Origin of the sequence: Pseudomonas triticicola, assembly GCF_019145375.1 — a bacterium.
GTDB lineage: Bacteria > Pseudomonadota > Gammaproteobacteria > Pseudomonadales > Pseudomonadaceae > Aquipseudomonas > Aquipseudomonas triticicola.
Window position 1 is genome coordinate 2,767,353 of the sequence record NZ_JAHSTX010000001.1, and the last position, 22,781, is coordinate 2,790,133.

Consider the following 22,781-nt stretch of genomic DNA (forward strand, 5'->3'; position numbering starts at 1 on the left):
GGAGCGAGCCTGCTCGCGAACGCGGAGTTTCAGTCAACATCGATATTGACTGGACTACCGCATTCGCGAGCAGGCTCGCTCCCACATTTGTTATGTGTTGCTGATTAACCCTTCAGCGCTTTCCAGAGCCTGCCTACGACCGAAACCACCGCCAACACCGCTGCGCCAGCAATAATCCCCGCAACACCATTGAGCAGCATCGGCACGGCGAACCCGGCGCTCCCTGCCGCTGCGCCGACGCCTTCGATCCAGTGATGCAGCACCGGCACGCCATGGGTGAGGATGCCGCCGCCGACCAGGAACATCGCCGCCGTGCCGACCACCGACAGGGTTTTCATCATGTACGGCGCGGCGCTGAGGATGCCGCCGCCGATCTTTTTCGCCATCTGCCCGGGCTTCTGTGTCAGCCACAGCCCCAGATCGTCGAGCTTGACGATGCCCGCCACCAAACCGTAGACGCCCACGGTCATGACAATGGCGATGCCGGACATGACCACCACTTGCTGCGTCAGCGAGGCATCTGCCACGGTGCCGAGGGTGATCGCAATGATTTCTGCCGAGAGAATGAAGTCAGTGCGGATCGCGCCTTTGATCTTGTCCTTTTCGTACGCCACCAGATCGGTGGCGGGATCGGCCACTGCTTCGGTCAACTGCGTGTGCTCTGCCTCGTCTTCCTCTTTGCTGTGCAGAAACTTGTGCGCGAGCTTCTCGAAACCCTCGAAGCACAGGTACGCGCCGCCGACCATCAACAGCGGCGTCACCAGCCACGGTACGAAAGCGCTGATCGCCAATGCCGACGGCACGAGGATCAGCTTGTTGACGAACGAGCCCTTGGCCACCGCCCAGACCACGGGAATTTCCCGCTCGGCGCGCACGCCCGAAACCTGCTGGGCATTGAGCGCCAGATCATCACCGAGCACCCCGGCGGTCTTCTTCGCGGCCATCTTGGTCATCAATGCAACGTCATCCAGAACGGTGGCGATGTCATCGATCAGCACCAGCAAACTGCTTCCTGCCATGAATCCTGTTTCCTTCTGTGTATGAATGTTGCCAAGCATAACGCGACCGCCGGCCACAGGCTGCATTGTTGAGCGCCGCTCAAGGCCGGTGCTACCATGCGCCACCGCCAGAACAGGCAAGGAACCACCGGGTTTATGAGCACAATCCGCGAGCGTAACAAAGAACTGATCCTGCGCGCCGCCAGCGAAGAGTTTGCCGACAAGGGCTTCGCGGCGACCAAAACCAGCGACATCGCCGCCAAGGCGGGATTGCCCAAGCCCAACGTCTACTACTACTTCAAATCCAAGGAAAACCTCTATCGCGAGGTGCTGGAAAGCATCATCGAGCCGATTCTGCAGGCCTCGACCCCGTTCAACCCGGACGGTGTACCGAGCGAGGTGTTGAGCGGCTACATCCGCTCGAAGATCCGCATCTCCCGCGACCTGCCATACGCCTCCAAGGTGTTCGCCAGCGAAATCATGCACGGCGCCCCGCACCTGAGCGCCGACCTGGTCGAGCAGCTCAACGCCCAGGCCAAGCACAACATCGCCTGCATCCAGAGCTGGATCGACCGCGGCCAGATCGCCCCGATCGACCCCAACCACCTGATGTTCAGCATCTGGGCCGCGACCCAGACCTACGCCGATTTCGACTGGCAGATTTCCGCAGTGACCGGGAAGGACAAGCTTGATGAGGCCGATTATGAAGCGGCGGCGCAGACGATTATCCGGTTGGTGTTGAAGGGGTGTGAGCCGGATCGGTGATATCGGGGGAACCGCTTCGCGAGCAGGCTCGCTCCCACATTTGGAATGCATTCTCCTGTGGGAGCGAGCCTGCTCGCGAATAGCCGCACCGCAGACCTCAACTCATAACCAGATCGAATCCCACAACGGATAGTCGCCAAGGCTTTTGACCAGCCCTGCCCGCAATGGGTTGGCAATGACATACCGCGCCATCTTCACCAGATTCTCGTCTTTACGCAGTGCCCGGTCATGGAAACCAGGTTGCCAAAGGCTGGTCTTTCGGCCGGTCGAAAGCTTTACCGCTTTGGTGCTGAGGGATTTGGTTCGCTGCATCAATTCGCCGAGCGAGCCACTCTTCAATTCAATCAGCCAGTGAAAATGATCTGGCATTACGACCCAAGCCAGAGAATTAGCCAATCCCGTTTCCTCAGCTGCCCGGAATTGGCTTACAAGCATTCTGCCAAGGAAGAAATCGCTGAATACGGGTTATCTCCCGGCGGTATTGGCGGTCAGAAGGTAAATGCGGTTGTGTTCTGAATAGCGTCCGATGCGCAAGCGATGTGAAGCAGATAAACCCGGCATTCCGTTGCCTTTTCATATGTTGATCATAAGAAGGCTAGCCGTGGAGATGGCGAAGGGAGTGCCAAGTTTTTAGCAAGATGTGTAGCGAGATCGTATTCGCGAGCAGGCTCGCTCCCACAGGGGATTTTTGGGGTTCAGACATTTTGTGTCCAACCCAGATCCAGTGTGGGAGCGAGCCTGCTCGCGAAAGCGCCTATTCAGACACTGACATTCAAACAGCCACCCCGCCATCCGCCCTCAAATCCAGCGCCTCCACGGCTTTAATCGCCACCTGCTCATCCACGTCCGACAAGTCCCCACTGATCCCGATCGCGCCGAGCACTTCACCGGCCTGGTTGCGAATCAGCACGCCACCCGGTGCCGGCACAACGCTGCCCTGCCCCATGCTGTTCAGCGAAGAAAAAAACGCCGGGCGTTGTTGGGCGTCCTGGGCGAGCAGGCGTGAGCCTTTACCTAAGGCGATGGCGCCCCAGGCTTTGCCGATGGCGATGTCGGGGCGCAGCAGGCTGGCGCCGTCTTCGCGTTGCAGGGCGATCAGGTGGCCGCCGGTATCGAGTACAGCGATGGTCAGCGGTGCGGCGTTGATGCCACGTCCTGCGTTGATGGCTTCGCTGACCAGGTTGACTGCGACTTTCAAGGTTAAAGCGCTCATGGTGCCGTCCTCATTTTGTTATAGGGAAAGTCGTGGGACTGCGCGTTTGTGCCGCAGTCCGATGACACAAATAGAACACAATGAGTTATTTTTTTGTATACAATAATTCTCGAAAAGCGCCACATGCGACGAAAAGCCACAGCACATCGGGCTTCCGACGAATGAAACAGACGCTTGAGAAAATGGATTGACCTGCGCCGTCCGCCGTGAATACACTCTGCGCAAAGCCACTTGTATACAATTACAAAACGTAAAGAGGCACAAAACCATGAGCAAAATGAGAGCAATCGAAGCCGCCGTTCTGGTGATGCGCCGCGAAGGGGTTGATACCGCTTTTGGCATCCCGGGCGCAGCGATCAACCCGCTGTACTCCGCCTTGCAGAAGGTTGGTGGCATCGATCACGTCCTTGCTCGCCACGTTGAAGGCGCCTCGCACATGGCCGAGGGCTACACCCGCACCAAGGCCGGCAACATCGGCGTGTGCATCGGCACGTCCGGCCCTGCGGGTACCGACATGGTCACCGGGCTCTACAGCGCCTCGGCCGACTCGATTCCAATCCTCTGCATCACCGGCCAAGCACCCCGCGCCCGTATGCACAAGGAAGACTTCCAGGCTGTCGACATCACCAGCATCGTCAAGCCGGTGACCAAGTGGGCGACCACCGTTCTGGAGCCGGGCCAGGTGCCTTATGCGTTCCAGAAAGCCTTTTATGAAATGCGCTCCGGCCGTCCAGGCCCGGTGCTGATCGATCTGCCGTTCGACGTGCAGATGGCCGAGATCGAATTCGACATCGACGCTTACCAACCGCTGCCATTGGCCAAACCGACTGCGACCCGCGTTCAGGTTGAGAAAGCTTTGGCTTTGCTGGATCAGGCTGAGCGCCCACTGCTGGTGGCCGGCGGCGGCATCATCAATGCCGACGCCAGCGATCTGCTGGTCGAGTTCGCCGAGCTGACTGGTATTCCGGTCATCCCGACCCTGATGGGCTGGGGCACCATCCCTGACGATCACCCGCTGATGGTCGGCATGGTCGGTCTGCAGACTTCGCACCGTTACGGCAACGCGACGATGCTCAAATCCGACGTAGTGCTGGGCATCGGTAACCGTTGGGCCAACCGCCATACCGGTTCGGTTGACGTGTACACCGAAGGTCGCAAGTTCATTCACGTCGACATCGAAGGCACGCAGATCGGTCGTGTGTTCACCCCGGATCTGGGCATCGTTTCCGACGCCGCCGCAGCGCTGACCGTGTTCATCGAAGTCGCCCGTGAATGGCAAGCCGCCGGCAAGCTGAAGAACCGCAGCGCCTGGCTGCAGGATTGCCAGCAGCGCAAGGCCAGCCTGCATCGTAAGACCCACTTCGACAACGTGCCGGTCAAGCCGCAGCGCGTTTACGAAGAAATGAACCAGGTGTTCGGCAAGGACACCTGCTACGTCAGCACCATTGGTCTGTCGCAGATTGCCGGCGCGCAGTTCCTGCACGTCTACAAGCCGCGTCACTGGATCAACTGCGGCCAGGCAGGTCCGTTGGGCTGGACCATTCCGGCAGCGCTGGGCGTGGTGAAGGCCGATCCGAACCGCAAAGTCGTGGCCCTGTCGGGGGACTATGATTTCCAGTTCATGATCGAAGAACTGGCGGTCGGCGCTCAGTTCAAACTGCCGTACATCCACGTTGTGGTGAACAACTCGTACCTGGGCCTGATCCGTCAGGCCCAGCGCGGGTTCGAAATGGACTACTGCGTGCAGCTGTCCTTCGATAACCTGAATGCGCCGGAACTCAACGGTTACGGGGTTGACCACATCGCAGTCGCCGAAGGCCTCGGCTGTAAAGCGCTGCGTGTGTTCGAGCCGTCGGAAATCGCCCCAGCCCTGCGCAAGGCTGAACAGATGATCGAAGAGTTCAAGGTGCCGGTGATCGTTGAGATCATTCTGGAGCGTGTGACCAACATCTCCATGGGTACCGAGATCAACGCGGTCAACGAGTTCGAAGACCTGGCACTGGTCGGCAACGATGCGCCGACGGCGATTTCGTTGCTCGATTGATTGCTTTTAGCCCCCTCTCCCTCTGGGAGAGGGCTGGGGTGAGGGAAAGGTTTTGCGGTGTTCGCACAATCGGGATCAGACTCAGGATTCCCCCTCACCCTAACCCTCTCCCCAAGGAGAGGGGACTGATCGCGTTCAGTCTGACCTACCGTGCCTCATCAGTTTTTAGGAGACCACCATGCCGCGTTTCGCAGCCAACCTGTCCATGCTGTTCACCGAACAGGATTTCCTTGCCCGTTTCGACGCCGCCGCCAAGGCCGGTTTCAGTGGCGTGGAATACCTGTTCCCGTACGACTTCAGCTCGGCTGAAATCAAGGCAAAACTTGAGGCCAACGGGCTGACCCAAGTGCTGTTCAACCTGCCGGCCGGTGACTGGGCCAAGGGCGAGCGCGGTATTGCCTGCCTGCCGGATCGGGTCGAAGAGTTCCGCGCCGGGGTCGATCTGGCGATCGCTTACGCACAAGTGCTGGGCAACACCCAGGTCAACTGCCTGGCCGGTATCCGCCCGCAAGGCGTTGACGATGCCACCGTGGAAAAGACCTTCGTTGCCAACCTCAAATATGCCGCCGACAAGCTACAAGCGGTGGGCATCAAACTGGTGATGGAAGCGATCAACACCCGCGACATTCCCGGTTTCTACCTGAACAACACGGCGCAAGCCCTGTCGATTCGCGAACAGGTCGGCAGCGCCTATCTGTTCCTGCAATACGACATCTATCACATGCAAATCATGGAAGGCGATCTGGCCCGCACCCTGCAATCGCACTTGGGCGAGATCAACCACGTGCAACTCGCGGACAACCCGGGACGCAACGAGCCGGGCACCGGTGAGATCAACTACCGCTTCCTGTTCGAACACCTTGATCGCATCGGTTATCAGGGTTGGGTGGGTTGCGAGTACAAACCGCTGACCACCACCGAAGCGGGCCTGGGTTGGTTGAAATCGCACAACGCAATCTGATTGACCACGCATTGCAAAAAATCTGGCGCAGCTGCGCTGCCCAACGGGGATAAATCCCCTCGCCACAAAAGCTCACCAGCCATGGGTTGGGGGCACGACAAAAACAAGAGGATTTTCTCATGGCTAAAATCGGATTCATCGGCACCGGCATCATGGGCCACCCAATGGCGGCGAACCTGCAGAAAGCCGGTCACAGCCTGTTCCTGTCGCAACACCACGACGCGGCCCCGGCCGATCTGGTCGCCGCTGGCGCCGTCGCCCTGGCCAACCCGCGCGAAGTGGCGCAGGAAGCCGAATTCATCATTGTCATGGTTCCGGACACCCCGCAGGTCGACGACGTACTGTTCCGCGCCGACGGCGTTGCGGCCGGTATCGGCAAGGGCAAAGTCGTGATCGACATGAGCTCGATTTCGCCGACCGCGACCAAAGCCTTCGCCGCCAAAATCAACGAGAAAGGCGCGCAGTACCTCGACGCGCCAGTGTCCGGCGGTGAAGTCGGCGCCAAGGCCGCGACCCTGAGCATCATGGTCGGTGGCGACGCCGATGCTTTCGAACGCGCCCTGCCGCTGTTCCAGGCCATGGGCAAGAACATCACCCTGGTCGGCGGCAATGGCGACGGCCAGACCGCCAAAGTGGCGAACCAGATCATCGTCGCGCTGAACATTCAGGCTGTCGCTGAAGCCCTGCTGTTCGCTTCGAAAAACGGTGCCGACCCGGCCAAGGTGCGTGAAGCGCTGATGGGCGGTTTCGCTTCTTCGAAGATCCTCGAAGTGCACGGCGAGCGCATGATCAAAGGCACCTTCGACCCGGGCTTCCGCATCAGCCTGCACCAGAAGGACCTGAACCTGGCCCTGCAAGGCGCCAAGGAGCTGAACATCAACCTGCCGAACACCGCCAATGCCCAGCAGGTATTCAGCACCTGCGCGGCCATCGGCGGCAGCAACTGGGACCACTCGGCGCTGATCAAGGGCCTGGAACACATGGCCAATTTCTCGATTCGCGACAAAAAATAAAGCCTGCACAAAACCCTGTGGGAGCGAGCCTGCTCGCGAAAGCGGCTTCACATTCAACATCCATGTTGGCTGACATACCGCGTTCGCGAGCAGGCTCGCTCCCACAAGGGTTCCGAGTTGCCCTTTCGAATAACAAGAATTCCGGGAGCCCGCCATGTCGGTCGATCCGCAACAACTGCTGCGCGAGCTGTTTGCCACAGCCATCGACGCGGCGCATCCGAACCAAGTCCTCGAAGCCCATTTGCCTGCTGATCGCACGGGGCGGGTGATCGTCATCGGCGCCGGCAAAGCCGCTGCTGCCATGGCGCAAGTGGTCGAGCGCTGCTGGGAGGGTGAAGTCACCGGCCTGGTGGTGACCCGCTACGGCCACGGCGCTCCGTGCGAAAAAATCGAAGTGGTCGAAGCCGCACACCCGGTGCCGGACGCGGCGGGTCTGGCTGTGGCCAAACGCGTGCTGGAGCTGGTCAGCAACCTGACTGAAGACGACCGCGTGATCTTCCTGCTCTCCGGCGGCGGCTCTGCCCTGCTCGCTCTGCCAGCCGAAGGCATCACCCTTGCCGATAAGCAGTCGATCAACAAAGCCCTGCTCAAATCCGGCGCAACCATCGGCGAGATGAACTGCGTGCGCAAGCACCTCTCGGCGATCAAGGGCGGACGTCTCGGCAAGGCCTGCTGGCCGGCGACGGTTTATACCTACGCGATTTCCGATGTGCCCGGCGACCTCGCCACCGTCATTGCCTCCGGCCCGACCGTGGCCGACCCGAGCACCTCAGCCGAAGCACTGGCGATCATCAAGCGCTATGGCATCGACATTCCCGCCTCTGTGCGCACCTGGCTGCAAAGTCCGGAATCGGAAACCGTCAAACTCGGCGATCCGAGTCTGGCGCGCAGCCATTTCCAGTTGATCGCCCGTCCGCAGCAATCGCTGGACGCGGCGGCGGTGAAATGCCGTCAGGCCGGTTTCAGCACCTTGATTCTCGGCGACCTCGAAGGCGAATCCCGTGAAGTGGCGAAAGTCCACGCCGGCATCGCCCGACAGATCATCCACCACGGCCAGCCACTGGCGGCGCCCTGCGTGATTCTCTCCGGCGGTGAAACAACGGTAACCGTGCGCGGCAATGGCCGTGGCGGACGCAACGCCGAATTCCTCCTCAGCCTGACCGACAGCCTCAAGGGCCAGCCCGGCGTCTACGCGCTGGCCGGCGACACCGATGGCATCGACGGCTCGGAAGACAACGCCGGCGCAATCATGACCCCGGACAGCTACGCCCGCGCCGCCGCACTGGGTCTGAGCGCCAGCGACGAGCTGGATAACAACAACGGCTACGGCTACTTCCAGGCGCTCGATGCGCTGATTGTCACCGAGCCGACCCGCACCAACGTCAACGACTTCCGCGCCATTCTGATCCTTGAGAACTGCAAATCATGACGCCTGATAAAAAGGTCAAAATCCTCGCCACCCTCGGCCCTGCCGTCGACGGCATCGACGACATCCGCGAGCTGGTCGAGGCTGGGGTCAATATCTTCCGCCTGAATTTCAGCCACGGTGATCACGCCGACCACGCCAAGCGCTATCAGTGGATCCGCGAAGTCGAGCGTCAGCTCAACTACCCGCTGGGCATTCTGATGGATCTGCAAGGGCCGAAACTGCGCGTCGGCAAGTTCGCTGACGGCAAGGTGCAGTTGCATCGCGGTCAGGCGTTCCGCTTGGATCTTGATACGACAGCTGGCGATGAGCGCCGGGTCAACCTGCCGCATCCGGAGATCATTGCCGCGCTTGAAGCCGGCATGGATCTGCTGCTCGACGACGGCAAGCTGCGCCTGCGCGTGGTCACCAAGTACGCCGATGCGATCGACACCACCGTGCTCAACGGCGGCGAACTGTCTGATCGCAAAGGTGTGAACGTGCCGCAAGCGGTGTTGGACTTGAGCCCGCTGACCGCCAAGGATCGCCGCGATCTGAGCTTCGGCCTGGAATTGGGTGTGGACTGGGTCGCGCTGTCGTTCGTACAGCGCCCGCAGGACATTGTCGAAGCCCGCGCGTTGATCGGCGACAAGGCATTCCTGATGGCGAAAATCGAGAAGCCTTCGGCGGTCGAGCAATTGCGTGAGATTGCTGAGTTGAGCGACGCCATCATGGTCGCTCGCGGGGATCTTGGTGTGGAAGTGCCGGCGGAAAGCGTGCCGCAGATTCAGAAAAACATCATCACCACTTGCCGTGCGCTGGGCAAACCGGTGGTGGTGGCGACGCAGATGCTCGAGTCGATGCGCTTCTCTCCTGCCCCGACCCGCGCCGAAGTCACCGACGTCGCCAACGCCGTGGCCGAAGGCGCCGATGCGGTGATGCTCTCGGCGGAAACCGCATCCGGCGAATACCCGCTGGAAGCCGTGCAGATGATGAGCAAGATCATCCGTCAGGTTGAGAACGGCCCGGATTATCAGACCCAGCTCGACGTCAGCCGACCGAAAGCCGAGGCGACGGTTTCCGATGCGATCAGCTGTGCGATCCGCCGGATCAGCAACGTGCTGCCGGTGGCGGTGCTGGTCAATTACAGCGAGTCCGGCGCCTCGACGTTGCGCGCATCGCGGGAACGGCCGAAAGCACCGATCCTCAATCTGACGCCGAACCTGCAAACGGCGCGGCGCTTGAGCGTAGCGTGGGGCATTCATTCGGTGGTCAACGATCGTCTGCGTCAGGTCGACGAAGTCTGCTCGACCGCGCTGGAGATTGCTCAGGCGCAAGGCATGGCCGAGCGTGGCGACACGCTGCTGATCACCGCTGGCGTGCCGTTCGGGCAGCCGGGGTCGACCAATTCGCTGCGCATTGAGACGTTGATTTAGCGCCTGTACCGGCCTCTTCGCGAGCAGGCTCGCTCCCACATTGGTTCTGTGTCGATCACAGAACCGAGACTGGACGCAGATCCATGTGGGAGCGAGCCTGCTCGCGAAGCAGGCGCCTCGGTTTTCCCTGACTTTCAGAACTGCCATGCCTGCCAATCACTTCAACACCCACTGCCCCGACTGGGCCGAGGCTTTGCTCAACGGTTTCAGTCAGATTTTCTTCCAGCGCCATCCGCTGTGCGGCCTGCTGTGTCTGTTGGCGATTCTGCTGACCGCGCCGGTACTGTTCGCCGGGGCGCTGCTCGGTGGCGTTGCTGGTCTGCTCACCGCGCAGCGGCGCAACTACGCCAAGGCCGATCGCCAGGCCGGGTTGTTCAGCTACAACGGCGTGCTGCTCGGCCTGCTGCTGAGCCTGTATTTCCCGTGGTCGCCGCTGCTGCCGCCGTTGATTCTTGCGGCGGGCGGCTTGAGCGCGATGCTCACTCAGCAATGGCTCAAACACGTGTACCGCAGTCGCGCCATACCGGCGTATACCTCGCCGTTCGTGGCGCTCAGCTGGGTGCTGCTGATGTTCGCCGAGCCGTTCGCGCCAGCGGCATCGGTCGACCTGAACACGACAAATCTGCTGGCCGCTGAAATGCGCGGATTCGGCCAGGTGATGTTTCTCGACCATCCATTGGCCGGGGCGTTGATCGCCAGCGGTTTGCTGCTCGCCGATCGCCGTGCGTTCTGCTGGGCGCTGCTGGCGTCGGCGATCGGCCTCGGCTCGAGTCTGCTGCACCACGAAACCTCCGCCGCACTGCTCGGGCTCGGTGGCTATAACGCCGTACTCGCCGCCCTCGCCTTCAGCGCTCAGCGACAAAATCCGTGGCTGCCGCTGCTCGCCATTGTCCTGGCGCTGCTGGTGACGCCGCTGTTTGCCGCCCTTGGGTTGGCGACGCTGACCGCGCCGTTCATCCTCGCTTGCTGGTTGATTCGTGCCGGTATTCAAATGCTTGGCAAAGCGTCGCTTGCGCATGAGTCTTGCGCTCACGAGGAGAATCACCCTAGGCTGCGCTGATCTTCGATTCAGGCGTTATCCATGGACAGCAGCAACAATTGGCGCGAACGGCTTTACGTCATGATTTTCCAGAGCGACACCCCGGCCGGGCGTCGCTTCGACGGCATCCTGCTGGTGATCATCCTCGCCAGTCTGGTGATCGTGATGCTCGACAGTATCGACAGCATTCACCGTAATTACGCCGACGTTCTGGCCTATATCGAGTGGGGCTTCACGGCGATTTTTCTCGGCGAATACATCCTGCGTCTGTACTGCTCGCCCAAGCCGCTGCGCTATGCCTTCAGCTTTTATGGCCTGGTGGATCTGCTGGCGATCGTGCCGGGCATCCTCGCGCTGTACTACAGCGATGCGCAGTATCTGCTGATCATCCGCATCATTCGGATGCTGCGGATTTTCCGCGTGCTCAAGCTCAGCCCGTATCTCAAGCAAGCCAACTATCTGATGTCGGCGCTGCGTGGCAGCAAGCAGAAAATCGTCGTGTTTCTGGTCAGCGTATGCACGCTGGTAACGGTGTTCGGCACGCTGATGTACGTGATCGAAGGCCCGGAGCATGGTTTCACCAGTATTCCCAAGGGCATCTATTGGGCGATCGTGACCTTGACCACTGTCGGCTTCGGCGACATCGTGCCGAAGACGCCGCTGGGCCAGGTCATTTCCTCGCTGGTGATGATCACCGGTTACTCGATCATCGCCGTGCCCACAGGGATTTTCACCGCAGAGCTGGCCAATGCCATGCGCGGCGAACAGCTGCAACATGACTGCCCGGGCTGTCAGAAAAAGACCCACGAGCAGAGCGCGGCGTTCTGTTCGCGCTGCGGCAGTCAGCTGTTCAAGAAAGTGGAATAAGCACAGAGCTTTTTAATCTTTAAGCGACTATGCGTGGCCCGCTATAGTCGCTGGCAAATCGCCTCATTTTTGACACGACACCCCACAGAACAAGGAATGCGCAGTGAAAAAACTCTTTGGCGCCTCACTTCTCGCCGCCGGCCTGGCCTTGGCCAACATCGCCGAAGCAGCACCGACGCTGCTTAACGTTTCCTACGACGTGATGCGCGATTTCTACAAGGACTACAACACTGCGTTCCAGAAGCACTGGCAAGCCGAGCACAACGAAAACATCACCGTGCAGATGTCCTTCGGCGGCTCGAGCAAGCAGGCGCGTTCGGTGATCGACGGCCTGCCGGCTGACGTCATCACCATGAACATGGCCACCGACATCAACGCCCTCGCCGACAACGGCAAACTGGTCCCGGACAACTGGGTCACGCGCCTGCCGAACAACAGCGCGCCGTTTACCTCGGCCACGGTGTTCATCGTCCGCAAGGGCAACCCGAAAGCTTTGAAAGATTGGCCGGATCTGCTCAAGGATGGCGTGCAGGTGATCGTGCCCAACCCGAAGACTTCCGGTAATGGCCGCTACACCTACCTGTCGGCCTGGGGCTACGTGCTGAAAAACGGTGGTGACGAGAACAAGGCCAAGGACTTCGTCGGCAAGCTGTTCAAGCAGGCGCCGGTACTCGACACCGGTGGCCGCGCCGCCACCACCACGTTCATGACCAACCAGATCGGCGACGTACTGGTGACCTTCGAAAACGAAGCGGAAATGATCGCCCGCGAGTTCGGTCGCGATCAGTTCGAAGTCATCTACCCGACCGTCTCCGCAGAAGCCGAGCCACCGGTTTCGGTGGTCGATAAAGTCGTCGACAAGAAAGGCTCGCGCGCTGCGGCTGATGAGTATCTGAAGTACCTGTGGTCGCCGGAAGGTCAGGAAATAGCGGCGGCCAACTACCTGCGCCCGCGTGACCCGGCGGTGCTGGCGAAGTACACCGACCGTTTCCCGAAAGTGGACTTCCTTTCGGTGGAGAAGACCTTTGGTGACTGGCGCACGGTGCAGAAAACCCACTTCAATGATGGTGGCGTGTTTGATCAGATTTATAGCGGGCAGTAAGGCTTGATCTGAAAAACAAAAAGGCGACCCGCTGAGGTCGCCTTTTTGTTGAGCCAGAAGCCCCTCACCCCAGCCCTCTCCCAAGGGGAGAGGGAGCCGACCGAGCCGTCTCGCGTCAAACATCGACCTGAAGGACCGAGTCGATTATGGATTGGAACGATGTTTTGGGTTCGAACCGATTATGGATTCACTGTCTCACCTTCAGGTCGGCATATATTCCAGGCATCCCCCGATCAGTCCCCTCTCCCTCCGGGAGAGGGCTAGGGTGAGGGGCTTTTGTTGAATGAACAAACACATCCAGCCTTCCCCCCGTAACCATCCAGAAGTCATTACACAACGTAATAACAGTTATCATCCGAAAACGTCTTCTGCCCGTCCACGTTGTCCATTAGCCTCTCCGCTTTCCTGTGCCCGACCCGAGATCCTCTATGACCACCACTCCTCACGCAATGACCCGAGGCATGGTCCTGCTGTTCGCGTTTTGCTGCGGCGCCATTGTTGCCAACATCTACTATGCACAACCGATTATTGGCCTGATCGCGCCGGACATCGGCCTCTCCGACACCATGGCCAGTTTCATCGTCTCGCTGACGCAGATCGGCTATGCGTTGGGCCTGTTCTTTCTGGTGCCATTGGGGGATCTGCTGGAAAACCGGCGGCTGATGATCATCACCACGGTCGTGGCGATCGCCAGTCTGCTTGGCGCCGCGTTCACTGAACAGCCGAACGTGTTCCTGCTGATCTCGCTGCTGGTCGGCTTCAGCTCGGTGTCGGTGCAGATCCTGATTCCGCTGGCCGCGCATCTGGCGCCGGAAGAGTCCCGTGGTCGCGTGGTGGGCGGGATCATGGGCGGTTTGCTGCTGGGTATTCTGTTGGCGCGACCGGTGTCGAGTGTGGTCGCCGATCACCTCGGCTGGCGCGCCATGTTCATGATCGCCGCAGCGTTGATGGCGGCAATCAGCGTGGTGCTGGCGCTGACCGTGCCCAAGCGCCAGCCGGATCACAGCGCAACTTATGGCCAATTGATCGGCTCGCTGTGGACGCTGCTGCGCCAGCAACCGGTGCTGCGTCAGCGGGCGTTTTATCAGGGCTGCATGTTCGCCACGTTCAGCCTGTTCTGGACCGCCGTGCCGCTGGAACTGGCGCGCAACCATGGCCTGTCGCAAAGCGAAATCGCGATCTTCGCTCTGGTGGGCGCCATCGGTGCCATCGCCGCGCCAATCAGCGGCCGCCTCGCTGATGCCGGCCACACACGCATCGCCTCGCTGCTGGCCATGCTGTTCGCCAGCCTGAGTTTCCTCCCCGCCTTCATCCACCCGGCCTACAGCGTCATCGGCCTGGCCGTGACCGGCGTGGTGCTGGACTTCTGCGTGCAGATGAACATGGTCCTCGGCCAACGTGCGGTGTACTCGCTGGACGCGAAAAGTCGTGGCCGTTTGAACGCGCTGTACATGACCAGCATCTTTATCGGCGGCGCCTTCGGCTCCTCGGTGGCCAGCGCGGTGTACGAGCATGGCGGCTGGTTGTGGATCGTAATTGTTGGCAGCGTCTTTCCGCTGTTGGCGTTGCTGCGGTTTTTGAGTGCATCGCAAAACGCTGCGCTGGCGCAGCGAAAAGTCGCGTCCTGACGCGATGTCATAGTGGGAGCGAGCCTGCTCGCGAAGGCGGTGTGTCAACCACAGATCAGTGCCTGACCTGACGCCTTCGCAAGCAGGCTCGCTCCCACAATTGGACGTACCTTCAATACCGAACCAGTTTCTCCATCGCCGCATCCGCCAGAAACGAGGAGCGGCTTTTGACGTTGTGCTCGCGCACATAGCGATCAATACGCTGAATCACATAGCCGGGCAGCGTAACGTTGACCTTTTCGGTCTTGCCCAGGTATGGCGAGATATCCAGCTCCAGCATGCCCCAGCCCATCTCGGCAAAATCCGGATGATTGCGATGCGCCGCTGCCGAGGTCGGCATCGGAATCGCCTGACCGGCCGCCGCGATCTCCTGCAGCATGAGGTGAGCCACTTCCACGGCCGCGTTGTAGGCCTCCTCAAAGCTGTCCCCGGCAGTGACTGCGCCGGGAATATCGGGGATCTGAATGCCGATGGCAGTGTTCTCGTCACCCCACTCGATGCAGATGGGATATTGCATTACGGATCTCCTTCATGACGGGTTGGCGGGCTGAATAACCCCGCGCGCCGCCGAATGCTTTTGACTGTCCCCAGCGGTAAATCCTTTTTCGGATGCGGGACGGCAATCGTGTTCGGGTTGTAACGATGAGTGAAGATGTGATGACTGCCCGCAACCCGATCCAGCGTCCAGCCCGCCTCCTCCAGCTCCTTCATCAATAGCCTGCTCTGCACCAACCGCCTCCTTGGCCTGGCCCATTAAAAGTAACTCTAGAGTTATCTTTACTCAAGCACAGAATGGGGCGGAGTGATGGTTGGTTGTTTTACAAGGTGTGATTCAAGCGGCAAAAAAACGGCGATCCCAGGATCGCCGTTTCTCTTACTGCCCGAACTTCTTGCCCAACCCCGGCGGGACGCCGTGGATGTTGGTGTCTTCCCACGGGCCGTTGGGGCTGACCGAGCGGCTCCAGCCGTTGTTCCAGCGGTAGTAGGTGCGCTGGCGGTAGAAAGTGTTGGTCTGGTCGTCGAGCACGTAGACGCCGAGTTTCTGGTCCCAGTGGCTGTTGCCGCCCGGTGGCGGGGCGAAGCTGGCCGAGGTGCGGGGCACGGGCTTGGCGGGTTTGGCCGGGATGCTCTTGCCGGGGCTTGGCGAGGTCGACGGGGTTGGACTTGGCTGAGACGGCGGGATTGGCGGCAGGCTGGTGGTCGGTTCCGGGCGTTGTACCGCACATGCACTCAAGCCCAGGGCCAGTGTGAGGACTGTGATGCGGGCGATGGTGTGCATGGCGGTGCTTTCCTGTTGGGTCCGGTTATTTGTCCGGGCTGTCGATAGTCAGTTTTTGTGGCGCGGTGGTGCTGCTGGCCAGTGGGCCGCTACGACCGATCCACTCACCGGAGGTCGGTTGACCGGCCCGTGAGATGCGCGCAACCAGTTGGACTTCAGGGAAGTTGGACAGTTTCAACTGCGGCATCATTGCATCGGCATCGCCCAGTTCGACGGTCACCGGCAGGTCAGCCACGGTCAGACGTTTGGCCGCCAGCGGCGCCGGTGGGCCAGAAGTGGCGCGGGCGAAGATGAACACGCTGTCGCCCGGTTGCACCTTGCCTTTGAGTTCGCTGGCCAGATCAACGCTGACTGTCAGCAACGCGCTTTTCGGCGCCGCTGCCTCGGCAACCTGGCCACCGCTGGCTTTCAGGCGTTCGGCGGCACGCTCGATGCCGCCTTGCAGCGCAACGCGAGAGTTGTCATCCGGCGGCAGTTGCGCGAGCAGGCGATTCCAGTAGTCGATGGCCTCCTGATAACGCTGACCTTCGAACGCGGCGATGCCGAGCAGGCCGAGGCTGGTGACTTCTTTCGGATCGGCCTTCAGCGCTTCGTCGGTCAGTTTCTGAATCTGCTCCGACCACTTTTTACCGTCAGCAAAATACTGCGCCTGCGCCCACTGGCCGAGCAACTCCGGCTGGCGACCGGCGAGGTTGGCGGCGCGTTCAAACATCTTCGCCGCGTCTGCCGGGCGGTCCTGAGCCATGTAGGTACGGCCGAGGAAATACAGACCTTCAGCGGAATCCGGTTGTGCGGCAACCGCACGTTCCAGACGCTGGGTCATCTCTTCCATCGACTGCGGTGCCTGAGCGAATTCGCGGGTCAGTTCGACCTTGTCGGCGGCGCCGAAATGCAGGTACAGACCGAGGCCCAGCACCGGTACCAGCACAGCGGCCAGCAGCGGCAACGGTTTACCCAGACGCGAGGCACGCGGCGCGACGGCGCCTTCGGTGTCGGCGAGCAGTTCACGCGCAGCTTCCGCGCGGCCGCTGTCCAGTTGCGCGGCGTCGAGCACGCCCTCGGCCTGCTGCGCTTGCAGCTCGGCCACCCGTTCCTGGTACAGCGCGACGTTCAACGCGGTGCGATCTTCTTCCCGCTGGGCGCGGCGTTCGCGCAGTACCGGGATCAGCAGAAAACTCAGGGCGACCAGAAGCAACAGCCCTGCGGCGAGCCAGAAATCAATCATTCTTGGTTTTTATCCAACAGTTGGTCGAGACGCTGACGTTCTTCGGCAGACAGCGATGACGGCGTTTCGGCACGCTGCCCGCGACGCCTGCGCACGATCAGCGCGATCACCACGAAACCACCGAGCAGCAGCCCGGCCGGGCCGAACCACAGCAGCGCGGTCTTGGCATTGAGCGCCGGTTTGTAGCGGACGAAATCACCGTAGCGATCGACCATGAAGTCGATGATCTGCTGATTGTCCTTGCCCTCGCCGAGCATGCGGAAAATCTCTTTGCGCAGGTCGGCGGCAATCGGTGCGTTGGAGTCGGCGATGTCCTGGTTCTGGCATTTGGGGCAGCGCAGTTCCTTGGTCAGTTCGCGGAAACGCTCGCGGTCGCCCTCTTTGGCAAATTCGTAGGTGTCGATGGCCGCGTGGGCGGCACCGGCCAGGCTCAAACCCAGCACCACCGCTGCGAGAAAACGCTTCATGGCTGGGCCTCATCGACCAGCGCCTGATACTTGGCCGCGAGTTTTTCGCGCCAGACCTGCTCGTCGATCACCCCGACGAACTTGTCGCGAATGATGCCTTTGGCGTCGATAAAGAAGGTTTCCGGCGCGCCGTAGACACCGAGGTTGAGGCCCAGCGAACCCTCGTCGTCACGAATATCCAGCGCATAAGGATTGTGAAACTCGGCCAGCCACTTCAAGGCGTCGGCATTGGTGTCCTTGTAGTTGATGCCGTAGATCACCACGCCGCGCTCGGCGAGTTTGTTCAGCACCGGGTGCTCGACCCGGCAGGAGATGCACCAGGTGCCCCAGACATTGACCAGCGCCGGCTTGCCGAGAATGTCGGCCTTGGTCAGCGTCTTGTCACCCTGCACACTCGGCAGGGAAAACTCCGGGAACGGCTTGTCGATCATCGCCGACGGCAGCTCCGCCGGATCCAGATACAGCCCGCGATAAAGAAACACCGCCACCAGCAGAAATATCGCCAGCGGCAACAACATCAACCAACGCCTCATGCCGCCGCTCCCGTCATGCCCAGTGCTTCGCGCACTTTGCTTTTCACCTTGACCCGATAACGCCGATCCAGCGCCGCCAGCAAACCACCCAATCCGGTGAGCAAGCCGCCGAACCAGATCCAGCGCACGAACGGTTTGACGTGAACGCGCACGGCCCAGGCGCCGTTATCCAGCGGCTCGCCGAGGGCGACGTATAGATCGCGGGTGAAACCGGCATCGATGCCGGCTTCGGTCATCACCGAGTTCTGCACGGTGTACAGACGTTTTTCCGGGTGCAGCACGCTGATTTCCTTGCCGTCACGAATGACGCGGATGGTGCCTTTGTCCGAGGTAAAGTTCGGCCCTTCGAAATGCTTGGCGCCTTCGAAGACGAACTGATAACCGGCCAGGTCCATCGACTCGCCCGGCGCCAGACGCAGGTCGCGCTCGGCACTGTTCTGGCTCGACAACACCACGCCCAACGCGCACACGGCGATGCCAAGATGGGCGATCTGCATGCCCCAATAGCTGCGGGCCAGCGTCGGCAGACCTTTGATCAGGCCTTTGTGGCGGGTCTTGTCGAACAGATCGCGCACGCCGGCGAGCAACACCCATGCCGCCAGCAGGAACGTCGCGATCACTGCCCAGTTGAAATCGCCATATGCCACGCCGGCCACCACGGCCAGTGCAACACTGCCGAGCAGCACCGGAGTGAGCATGCTCGCCAGCCATTTCACTGGCGTGTCCTTCCAACGCACGATCACACCGATCGCCATGACCAGCATCAGCAACGCCATCAACGGAATGAACAACGCATTGAAATAAGGCGGGCCGACCGACAGCTTGGCGCCACTGATCGCATCGAGAATCAGCGGGTACAAAGTGCCAAGCAGGATCATCGATGCAGCGACGACCAGCACCAGGTTATTGCCCAGTAGCAAAGTCTCGCGCGACCACAGATTGAAACCGACCTGGCTTTTCACCACCGGCGCACGCAGCGCAAACAGCGTCAGCGAACCGCCCACGACGAACAGCAGGAAAATCAGGATAAACACGCCGCGCTCCGGATCGGAGGCAAACGCATGCACCGAAGTCAGCACGCCCGAACGTACGAGGAAGGTGCCGAGCAGGCTCAACGAGAACGCGGCGATCGCCAGCAACACCGTCCAGCTCTTGAACACGCCGCGTTTCTCGGTGACCGCCAGCGAGTGAATCAGCGCGGTGCCGACCAGCCACGGCATGAACGAGGCGTTTTCCACCGGGTCCCAGAACCACCAGCCGCCCCAGCCGAGTTCGTAATACGCCCACCACGAACCGAGGGTGATGCCGATACCGAGGAAGGCCCAGGCGACGATGGTCCATGGCCGCGACCAGCGCGCCCACGCCGCATCGAGACGCCCGCCGAGCAGCGCGGCGATAGCGAACGCGAACGCTACCGAGAAACCGACGTAACCCATGTACAGCATTGGCGGATGCACGATCAGGCCAATGTCCTGCAGCAACGGGTTTAGGTCGCGACCGTCGGCGGGAATCTGTGGCAGGATCCGCGAAAACGGGTTCGAGGTAAGAATCAGGAACAGCAGGAAACCGGTGCTGATCATGCCCATCACCGCCAGTACCCGGGCGAGCATGACTTGTGGCAATTGCCGGGAGAACACCGACACGGCGAAGGTCCAGCCGCCGAGGATCAACGCCCACAGCAGCAGCGAACCTTCGTGGGCGCCCCACACCGCGCTGAATTTGTAGTACCACGGCAGCGCGCTGTTGGAGTTCATCGCCACATAGCCGACCGAGAAATCGTCGGTCATGAACGCGTAGGTCAGGCAGCCGAAGGCAAACAGCAGAAAGGCAAACTGGCCCCACGCCGCCGGTTGCGCCAGGCTCATCCACAAGCGGTCGCCGCGCCACGCGCCGAGCATCGGCACCAGCGCTTGGACCAGTGCAAAACACAGCGCGAGGATCATCGCCAGATGGCCCAGCTCAGGAATAAACAGTGCGGCGGCCATCGATCAACCCTCCTTCACAGGCGTCGGTGCGGATTGACCGCTGTCCTTCAGCGCTTTGGTCACTTCCGGCGGCATGTACTTCTCGTCGTGCTTGGCCAGCACTTCATCGGCGACCACTACGCCATCAGCATTGAGCTTACCGAGGGCAACGATGCCCTGCCCTTCGCGGAACAGATCCGGAAGGATGCCGCGATAGGCGATGGTCACGGATTTGTTGAAGTCGGTGACGACGAATCTGACGTCCAGCGAATCCTTTGAGCGTTGCAGCGAACCGGCCTCGACCATGCCGCCGGCGCGGATGCGCGTGTCTTGCGGCGCTTCGCCGTTGGCGATCTGCGTCGGCGTGTAAAACAGATTGATGTTTTCCTGCAACGCGCTCAGGGCCAGGCCGACAGCAGCGCCCACTCCGACCAGAATCGCCAGAATGATGATCAGACGTTTTTTGCGCAGCGCATTCACTTGCCGTTCTCCCGGCGCAGACGACGCGCCTCTTGTTGCAGATAACGCTTGCGCGCCGCAATCGGCGCCACCACGTTGAGGGCCAGCACCGCCAGGCAGATGCCGTAGGCCGACCAGACATACAGGCCGTGATGGCCCATGGCGAGAAAATCGCCGAATGAAGCAAAACTCATCGCACCGCCTCCAGACTCTGCTGCACTTCAGTCTTCACCCAACTGGCGCGGGCCTCGCGCTTGAGCACTTCAAGACGCATGCGCAGCAACAGCACAGCGCCGAAGAAGCAGTAGAAACCCAGCACGGTCAGCAGCAGCGGCAGCCACATTTCCGCGGGCATCGCCGGTTTTTCCGTGAGGGTGAATGTCGCGCCCTGGTGCAGGGTGTTCCACCACTCCACCGAGTATTTGATGATCGGAATGTTGATCACGCCAACGATCGCCAGCACCGCGCAGGCCTTGGCGGCGCTGTCGCGGTTGCTGATGGCATTGCCCAGCGCGATCACGCCGAAATACAGAAACAGCAGGATCAGCATTGAGGTCAGGCGCGCATCCCACACCCACCACGAGCCCCAGGTCGGTTTGCCCCAGATCGCCCCGGTAACCAGCGCCACGGCGGTCATCCACGCACCGATCGGTGCGGCGCATTGCAGGGCGACATCGGCCAGTTTCATCTTCCACACCAGCCCGACCACACCGCACACCGCGAGCATCACGTAGATCGACTGGGCGAGCATCGCTGCAGGTACGTGGATATAGATGATGCGAAAGCTGTTGCCTTGCTGGTAATCCGGCGGCGCGAACGCCAGGCCCCAGACCACGCCAACGCCGATCAGCAGCAACGCTGCAATGCTCAACCACGGCAGGAACTTGCCGCTGATGCCGTAGAACCACTTGGGCGAGCCGAGCTTGTGAAACCAGGTCCAGTTCATACTGTTTCCATCACGGTTGCCGCTCATCATCGCGAGCTGGCAGAGGGTCATGCCTTTCTTCTGGAAGAAGTGGTCAATTTTTGACCAGGCCTCATTATTATTCGCCGACGCTGATCTTCAGGCCAGCGGCTATTGCAAAGGGTGTCAGGGTGATCGCCAGCGCTGTGAGGCTGGCCATCCACAACAGGTATCCGGTCGCCGGCATGCCCTGCAGCGCCGCTTGCAACGCGCCACTGCCAAGGATCAACACCGGGATGTACAACGGCAGAATCAGCAGCGCCAGCAACAGACCGCCGCGCTTCAGGCCGACCGTCAGCGCCGCGCCGACTGCACCGAGCAGGCTCAACACCGGCGTGCCCAGCAGCAACGACAGCAGCAGGACCGGCAGGCACGCGGCCGGCAAACCGAGCATCAACGCCAGCAACGGCGACAGCAGCACCAGTGCCAGACCGGAGAACAGCCAGTGTGCCAGCACCTTGGCCAGGACCAGAAGCGGCAGCGGGTGCGACGAAAGGACCCACTGCTCCAGCGAGCCGTCTTCGAAGTCACTGCGAAACAATCCGTCCAGCGACAGCAGGACCGACAACAACGCCGCCACCCAGACTAACCCCGGGGACAGGTTTTGCAAGACTTGAGTTTCCGGGCCGACGGCCAGCGGGAAAAGGGCAATGACGATGGCAAAGAAAATCAGCGGATTGGCCAGCTCCGCCGGGCGGCGGAACAGCAGTCGCGATTCGCGGGCAAGCAGCAGGCCGAAGACACTCATACCGCCCATTTCCCCAGATCGATGTCGCGGTAACCGGGCGGCATGCGGCTCAGCGTATGGTGCGTGGTCAGCACCACCAGGCCGCCGCGTTCGCAATGCCCGGCCAGATGCTCTTCCAACTGAGCGACGCCCTGCTTGTCCAGCGCGGTAAAAGGTTCGTCGAGAATCCACAACGGCGGGCTGTCCAGATACAAGCGCGCCAGCGCTACACGACGCTGCTGGCCGGCGGAAAGGCTGTGGCAGGGAACGTCTTCGAAACCGCGCAATCCTACTGCTGCCAGAGCCTGCCAGATCGCCTCGCGTTCGGCGGGATGATGCAGGGCGCAGAGCCACGAGAGGTTTTCTTCGGGAGTGAGCAGATCCTTGATCCCGGCGGCGTGGCCGATCCACAACAGGTTTCGCGCCAGTTCGCTGCGTTGCTCGGTGAGCGGCTGACCGTTGAGCAGCACCTGGCCATCGGTGGGTTGCATCAAACCGGCGAGCAGACGTAAAAGACTGGTCTTGCCGCTGCCGTTGGGGCCGCTGATCTGCACCATGTCACCACTGGCCAGGCGCAATTCGAGGTTTTCGAAGAGCAGCCGCAGATCGCGTTCACACGCCAGGGCAACGGTTTGCAGGACAGGACTGGTCAAGGGATCACGGGCCTTATACGGTTCAAGTCGGCTCTGGAG

The 22,781-nt window shown here is 61.0% G+C and carries 24 protein-coding genes and 1 pseudogene; 10 read left to right on the forward strand and 15 right to left on the reverse strand.

Translation table 11 applies throughout. The annotated features are described in order from the left end of the window. Positions 1 to 104 precede the first annotated feature (104 nt). Positions 105 to 1,019: a DUF808 domain-containing protein gene (locus KVG85_RS12265; protein WP_217863983.1), complete on the reverse strand. Its 915-nt coding sequence runs from the start codon at positions 1,017 to 1,019 to the stop codon at positions 105 to 107. Positions 1,020 to 1,154: 135 nt separating this feature from the next. Here KVG85_RS12265 and KVG85_RS12270 point away from each other — a divergent pair, with 135 nt between their 5' ends. Beyond that, positions 1,155 to 1,763 (forward strand): TetR/AcrR family transcriptional regulator, encoded by a 609-nt coding sequence (locus KVG85_RS12270; protein ID WP_041479604.1) that lies wholly within the window; start codon positions 1,155 to 1,157, stop codon positions 1,761 to 1,763. A 102-nt stretch (positions 1,764 to 1,865) separates the two neighbouring features. On the opposite strand, the pseudogene KVG85_RS12275 reads toward KVG85_RS12270, so the two are convergent. Beyond that, positions 1,866 to 2,324 (reverse strand): annotated as a pseudogene (locus tag KVG85_RS12275) (REP-associated tyrosine transposase). Between the two features lie 211 nt (positions 2,325 to 2,535). Then, on the reverse strand, positions 2,536 to 2,976 hold the full coding sequence (locus KVG85_RS12280) for a GlcG/HbpS family heme-binding protein (protein WP_217863984.1): 441 nt from the start codon (positions 2,974 to 2,976) through the stop codon (positions 2,536 to 2,538). 268 nt (positions 2,977 to 3,244) lie between these two features. On the opposite strand from KVG85_RS12280, the gene gcl reads away from it, so the two are divergent. From gcl to KVG85_RS12325, 9 genes are all read left to right on the forward strand, one after another. Next, positions 3,245 to 5,020, forward strand: a complete 1,776-nt coding sequence (gene gcl / locus KVG85_RS12285; RefSeq protein ID WP_042607573.1) for a glyoxylate carboligase — start codon at positions 3,245 to 3,247, stop codon at positions 5,018 to 5,020. 178 nt (positions 5,021 to 5,198) lie between these two features. Further along, entirely contained in the window at positions 5,199 to 5,981 is a 783-nt protein-coding gene (hyi, locus tag KVG85_RS12290; protein WP_217863985.1) for a hydroxypyruvate isomerase, read from the forward strand. 119 nt (positions 5,982 to 6,100) lie between these two features. Continuing rightward, positions 6,101 to 6,994, forward strand: a complete 894-nt coding sequence (locus tag KVG85_RS12295) for a 2-hydroxy-3-oxopropionate reductase (protein WP_056783869.1) — start codon at positions 6,101 to 6,103, stop codon at positions 6,992 to 6,994. A 154-nt stretch (positions 6,995 to 7,148) separates the two neighbouring features. Further along, the gene (locus KVG85_RS12300) at positions 7,149 to 8,423 is read left to right on the forward strand and encodes a glycerate kinase type-2 family protein (protein WP_217863986.1); all 1,275 of its coding nucleotides are present in this window, start codon (positions 7,149 to 7,151) and stop codon (positions 8,421 to 8,423) included. Then, entirely contained in the window at positions 8,420 to 9,835 is a 1,416-nt protein-coding gene (pyk, locus tag KVG85_RS12305) for a pyruvate kinase (protein WP_073472724.1), read from the forward strand. Before KVG85_RS12300 ends, pyk begins: the two co-directional genes overlap by 4 nt. A gap of 145 nt (positions 9,836 to 9,980) precedes the next feature. After that, a complete protein-coding gene (locus KVG85_RS12310; protein WP_217863987.1) occupies positions 9,981 to 10,895 on the forward strand; it encodes an urea transporter in 915 nt (304 codons plus the stop codon). 21 nt (positions 10,896 to 10,916) lie between these two features. Continuing rightward, entirely contained in the window at positions 10,917 to 11,741 is an 825-nt protein-coding gene (locus tag KVG85_RS12315) for an ion transporter (RefSeq protein ID WP_016771032.1), read from the forward strand. 103 nt (positions 11,742 to 11,844) lie between these two features. Beyond that, the gene (locus KVG85_RS12320) at positions 11,845 to 12,843 is read left to right on the forward strand and encodes a sulfate ABC transporter substrate-binding protein (RefSeq protein ID WP_217863988.1); all 999 of its coding nucleotides are present in this window, start codon (positions 11,845 to 11,847) and stop codon (positions 12,841 to 12,843) included. 428 nt (positions 12,844 to 13,271) lie between these two features. After that, positions 13,272 to 14,471, forward strand: a complete 1,200-nt coding sequence (locus KVG85_RS12325; RefSeq protein WP_122611605.1) for an MFS transporter — start codon at positions 13,272 to 13,274, stop codon at positions 14,469 to 14,471. Between the two features lie 112 nt (positions 14,472 to 14,583). Here the strand turns inward: KVG85_RS12325 and KVG85_RS12330 are convergent, their stop codons facing one another. The 12 genes from KVG85_RS12330 to ccmA form a co-directional block, all read right to left on the reverse strand. After that, positions 14,584 to 14,988, reverse strand: a complete 405-nt coding sequence (locus tag KVG85_RS12330) for a type II toxin-antitoxin system HicB family antitoxin (RefSeq protein WP_016771035.1) — start codon at positions 14,986 to 14,988, stop codon at positions 14,584 to 14,586. Continuing rightward, complete coding sequence (locus KVG85_RS12335) at positions 14,988 to 15,200, reverse strand: type II toxin-antitoxin system HicA family toxin (RefSeq protein WP_076566640.1); 213 nt, start codon at positions 15,198 to 15,200, stop codon at positions 14,988 to 14,990. The genes KVG85_RS12330 and KVG85_RS12335 overlap by 1 nt, the downstream gene beginning before the upstream one ends. A 145-nt stretch (positions 15,201 to 15,345) precedes the next feature. After that, a complete protein-coding gene (locus KVG85_RS12340; RefSeq protein ID WP_016771039.1) occupies positions 15,346 to 15,750 on the reverse strand; it encodes a hypothetical protein in 405 nt (134 codons plus the stop codon). Positions 15,751 to 15,775: 25 nt separating this feature from the next. Beyond that, positions 15,776 to 16,975 carry a c-type cytochrome biogenesis protein CcmI gene (gene ccmI / locus KVG85_RS12345; protein WP_217863989.1) on the reverse strand — a complete coding sequence of 400 codons (1,200 nt, stop codon included), beginning with the start codon at positions 16,973 to 16,975 and terminating at the stop codon, positions 15,776 to 15,778. After that, positions 16,972 to 17,442, reverse strand: coding sequence for a cytochrome c-type biogenesis protein (locus KVG85_RS12350; RefSeq protein ID WP_150636684.1), 471 nt, complete (start codon positions 17,440 to 17,442; stop codon positions 16,972 to 16,974). Before KVG85_RS12350 ends, ccmI begins: the two co-directional genes overlap by 4 nt. Beyond that, the gene (locus KVG85_RS12355; protein WP_217863990.1) at positions 17,439 to 17,975 is read right to left on the reverse strand and encodes a DsbE family thiol:disulfide interchange protein; all 537 of its coding nucleotides are present in this window, start codon (positions 17,973 to 17,975) and stop codon (positions 17,439 to 17,441) included. The genes KVG85_RS12350 and KVG85_RS12355 overlap by 4 nt, the downstream gene beginning before the upstream one ends. Continuing rightward, positions 17,972 to 19,960, reverse strand: coding sequence for a heme lyase CcmF/NrfE family subunit (locus tag KVG85_RS12360; RefSeq protein ID WP_217863991.1), 1,989 nt, complete (start codon positions 19,958 to 19,960; stop codon positions 17,972 to 17,974). Before KVG85_RS12360 ends, KVG85_RS12355 begins: the two co-directional genes overlap by 4 nt. Before the next feature lie 3 nt (positions 19,961 to 19,963). Then, entirely contained in the window at positions 19,964 to 20,419 is a 456-nt protein-coding gene (gene ccmE / locus KVG85_RS12365; protein ID WP_123442833.1) for a cytochrome c maturation protein CcmE, read from the reverse strand. Then, a complete protein-coding gene (gene ccmD, locus KVG85_RS12370) occupies positions 20,416 to 20,592 on the reverse strand; it encodes a heme exporter protein CcmD (RefSeq protein ID WP_016771045.1) in 177 nt (58 codons plus the stop codon). The genes ccmE and ccmD overlap by 4 nt, the downstream gene beginning before the upstream one ends. Next, positions 20,589 to 21,344, reverse strand: a complete 756-nt coding sequence (locus KVG85_RS12375) for a heme ABC transporter permease (RefSeq protein WP_122611635.1) — start codon at positions 21,342 to 21,344, stop codon at positions 20,589 to 20,591. Before KVG85_RS12375 ends, ccmD begins: the two co-directional genes overlap by 4 nt. A gap of 97 nt (positions 21,345 to 21,441) precedes the next feature. After that, entirely contained in the window at positions 21,442 to 22,110 is a 669-nt protein-coding gene (gene ccmB, locus KVG85_RS12380; protein ID WP_039763615.1) for a heme exporter protein CcmB, read from the reverse strand. Next, positions 22,107 to 22,742: a cytochrome c biogenesis heme-transporting ATPase CcmA gene (ccmA, locus tag KVG85_RS12385; protein ID WP_217863992.1), complete on the reverse strand. Its 636-nt coding sequence runs from the start codon at positions 22,740 to 22,742 to the stop codon at positions 22,107 to 22,109. Before ccmA ends, ccmB begins: the two co-directional genes overlap by 4 nt. Positions 22,743 to 22,781 lie beyond the last annotated feature (39 nt).

Bases quoted from the DNA above. Each gene is read 5' to 3' on its own strand.
- KVG85_RS12265 (WP_217863983.1), bottom strand. From the start codon at position 1,019: ATGGCAGGAAGCAGTTTGCTGGTGCTGATCGATGACATCGCCACCGTT.
- KVG85_RS12270 (WP_041479604.1), top strand. From the start codon at position 1,155: ATGAGCACAATCCGCGAGCGTAACAAAGAACTGATCCTGCGCGCCGCC.
- KVG85_RS12280 (WP_217863984.1), bottom strand. From the start codon at position 2,976: ATGAGCGCTTTAACCTTGAAAGTCGCAGTCAACCTGGTCAGCGAAGCC.
- gcl (WP_042607573.1), top strand. From the start codon at position 3,245: ATGAGCAAAATGAGAGCAATCGAAGCCGCCGTTCTGGTGATGCGCCGC.
- hyi (WP_217863985.1), top strand. From the start codon at position 5,199: ATGCCGCGTTTCGCAGCCAACCTGTCCATGCTGTTCACCGAACAGGAT.
- KVG85_RS12295 (WP_056783869.1), top strand. From the start codon at position 6,101: ATGGCTAAAATCGGATTCATCGGCACCGGCATCATGGGCCACCCAATG.
- KVG85_RS12300 (WP_217863986.1), top strand. From the start codon at position 7,149: ATGTCGGTCGATCCGCAACAACTGCTGCGCGAGCTGTTTGCCACAGCC.
- pyk (WP_073472724.1), top strand. From the start codon at position 8,420: ATGACGCCTGATAAAAAGGTCAAAATCCTCGCCACCCTCGGCCCTGCC.
- KVG85_RS12310 (WP_217863987.1), top strand. From the start codon at position 9,981: ATGCCTGCCAATCACTTCAACACCCACTGCCCCGACTGGGCCGAGGCT.
- KVG85_RS12315 (WP_016771032.1), top strand. From the start codon at position 10,917: ATGGACAGCAGCAACAATTGGCGCGAACGGCTTTACGTCATGATTTTC.
- KVG85_RS12325 (WP_122611605.1), top strand. From the start codon at position 13,272: ATGACCACCACTCCTCACGCAATGACCCGAGGCATGGTCCTGCTGTTC.
- KVG85_RS12330 (WP_016771035.1), bottom strand. From the start codon at position 14,988: ATGCAATATCCCATCTGCATCGAGTGGGGTGACGAGAACACTGCCATC.
- KVG85_RS12340 (WP_016771039.1), bottom strand. From the start codon at position 15,750: ATGCACACCATCGCCCGCATCACAGTCCTCACACTGGCCCTGGGCTTG.
- ccmI (WP_217863989.1), bottom strand. From the start codon at position 16,975: ATGATTGATTTCTGGCTCGCCGCAGGGCTGTTGCTTCTGGTCGCCCTG.
- KVG85_RS12350 (WP_150636684.1), bottom strand. From the start codon at position 17,442: ATGAAGCGTTTTCTCGCAGCGGTGGTGCTGGGTTTGAGCCTGGCCGGT.
- KVG85_RS12355 (WP_217863990.1), bottom strand. From the start codon at position 17,975: ATGAGGCGTTGGTTGATGTTGTTGCCGCTGGCGATATTTCTGCTGGTG.
- KVG85_RS12360 (WP_217863991.1), bottom strand. From the start codon at position 19,960: ATGGCCGCCGCACTGTTTATTCCTGAGCTGGGCCATCTGGCGATGATC.
- ccmD (WP_016771045.1), bottom strand. From the start codon at position 20,592: ATGAGTTTTGCTTCATTCGGCGATTTTCTCGCCATGGGCCATCACGGC.
- KVG85_RS12375 (WP_122611635.1), bottom strand. From the start codon at position 21,344: ATGAACTGGACCTGGTTTCACAAGCTCGGCTCGCCCAAGTGGTTCTAC.
- ccmB (WP_039763615.1), bottom strand. From the start codon at position 22,110: ATGAGTGTCTTCGGCCTGCTGCTTGCCCGCGAATCGCGACTGCTGTTC.